Below are 1,980 nucleotides of genomic sequence, written 5' to 3' on the forward strand. Positions count from 1 at the left end.
GCCGTTCGACAACCTGCATGTGGTGACCGCCACCGCCGAGTTGGCGGACCTGCAGCCCAAGCTTGAGGCCAAGCACAAGATCAACAAGCTGCGTAAGTTGCTGGACGAGTTGGCCGAGGACTATGACCGGATCTATCTCGACACCCCGCCGGCCCTGAATTTCTATGCGGTTTCGGCGTTGATCGCTGCCGATCGGGTATTGATTCCCTTTGACTGCGACAGCTTTTCGCGCCAGGCGCTGTACGGCCTGCTGGCGGAGATCGAAGAGTTGAAGGAAGACCACAACGAGGACCTGCAGGTCGAGGGGATCGTGGTCAATCAGTTCCAGGCTCGGGCCAGCCTGCCGCAACAGATGCTCGACGAACTGATCAGCGAGGGTCTGCCGGTGCTGCCGGTGTACCTGGCCAGCTCGGTGCGCATGCGTGAATCCCACCAGGCCAGCCTGCCGCTGATCTATCTCGATCCGCGACACAAGCTGACCCAGCAATTCGTCGATCTGCACAACCTGCTGGAAAACGCCTGAACTCAGCCCCGCGGTGGCAGGAGCGCAAGTCTCCGGTCAGGGCGTGTTCACAGGCCCTGGCTGCGCAACCAGCCCAAGAGTTGCGGCAAGGGCAGGGCGCCGCTCTGGCGGGCCACTTCCCGGCCGTTCTTGAACAGGATCAGGCTGGGAATCGAGCGAATGCCCAATTGTCCCGACAGCTGCGGGTGGGCTTCACTGTCCAGCTTGGCCAGCCGGCATTTGCCGCTCAGTTGTGCGGCGGCCTGGGCAAAGATCGGCGCAAAGGATTTGCACGGTCCGCACCAGTCAGCCCACACATCCACCAGCAACGGCAGGTCGCCCTTGATCTGGCTGGCGTAGTCGCCCTGTTGCAAGTCAAAGGGTTTGCTCAGCAACACCTCGGCCTTGCAGCGCCCGCACTTGGGGTGATCCCCCAGGCGTTCGGCGGGAATGCGGTTGAGGCCGTTGCAGTGCGGGCAGGGGATCAGCAGTGGGTCGGACATGGTCGGGCTCCGCAAACAGGGTAGAGCGCCTTAAATGGCGGCGTCCGGAGTGAATATCAAGTTGGCGTCGCCATGGCTTCACGTGCTGGGCGGGGCCAGTTCGACGCTGACCAGACGGTCCATGGAGCGGCCGATGTAAAAGGTAAAGGGCCGCCCCAGGTCCATGGCCATGCTCTCGCACTTGCCCATGAAGCCTATGTGTTGCAACGGAGAAATCTCCCCATCCTCGTGGTACTGCAGGCCCAGGGAACCGACACTGAAGCCGACGCGGTCGGCCCGGCGATCCTCGCGCGTGCCCCAGGAGGTCTTGATCGCAGACAGTTGGATGCGGTTGTCGAACAGCATCTGGTTGAGCGTGGGGTTGGCGAACCTGATGTTGCCGAACAGGAACTGCGCCGGTTCGCGCTTGTTGTCTTTCCACTCCAGGTAAACGTTGTAATCCCCAGATCCGCTCCCGGCCTTGCTGCCCATCTGGCTGAACGGCATGCCCGGTGCCTGGAGGGTGGCCTGGTATTGGCAAAACGCCTCGTTGGGCGTGCCGGTGGCCGAGAGCTTGCCGCTGATCAACTCCTCCATCGAGTAATGAAACAGCACATCGGCGTATTTCACCGGCTCCAGCGCCAGCGAGATACGCCGCGGCAAGGCCATGGCCCTTTTGCGGTACTCGGGGTTGGTGTATTTGCCGGTTTCCGGGGCGATCTCCAGAACGGCTTCGAAGGTGCCGGCGGCGCGCGCCTCGACAATTTCGCTGAACAGCTCCCGCAGACGTTGGCGCTGGTTTTCGGGCACGCTGCTGTCCAGGCTGATATGCAGGGTCTTGTCGTCCTTGCGGTCCATCTCCAGGCCGATGTGGTCAGGCTCGATGCCGATCCCGACGGCCATCTGAGTGATGGTCTCTGCAAAGTACGGCACGATTCGGGCCTGCTGGGGGTTACCCACTTCTTCCTGGAAATGCAGGGTGAGGTAGGTCTGCTT

Annotated in this window: 3 protein-coding genes; 1 reads left to right on the plus strand and 2 read right to left on the minus strand. The window is 62.0% G+C overall.

Annotated elements, in window-relative coordinates; genetic code table 11:
• A partial coding sequence (locus BLX41_RS12310) for a ParA family protein (protein WP_259744760.1) occupies positions 1-523 on the plus strand: 523 nt, incomplete at its 5' end.
• Between the two features lie 47 nt (positions 524-570).
• Here the strand turns inward: BLX41_RS12310 and trxC are convergent.
• Both trxC and BLX41_RS12320 read right to left on the minus strand, forming a co-directional pair.
• Positions 571-1,005, minus strand: a complete 435-nt coding sequence (gene trxC / locus BLX41_RS12315) for a thioredoxin TrxC (protein WP_123725094.1) — start codon at positions 1,003-1,005, stop codon at positions 571-573.
• 78 nt (positions 1,006-1,083) lie between these two features.
• The coding region (locus BLX41_RS12320; RefSeq protein ID WP_123725104.1) for a hypothetical protein at positions 1,084-1,980 on the minus strand (897 nt) is incomplete at its 5' end.

The organism is Pseudomonas protegens (assembly GCF_003732485.1).
GTDB classification, from domain to species: Bacteria; Pseudomonadota; Gammaproteobacteria; order Pseudomonadales; family Pseudomonadaceae; genus Aquipseudomonas; species Aquipseudomonas protegens_B.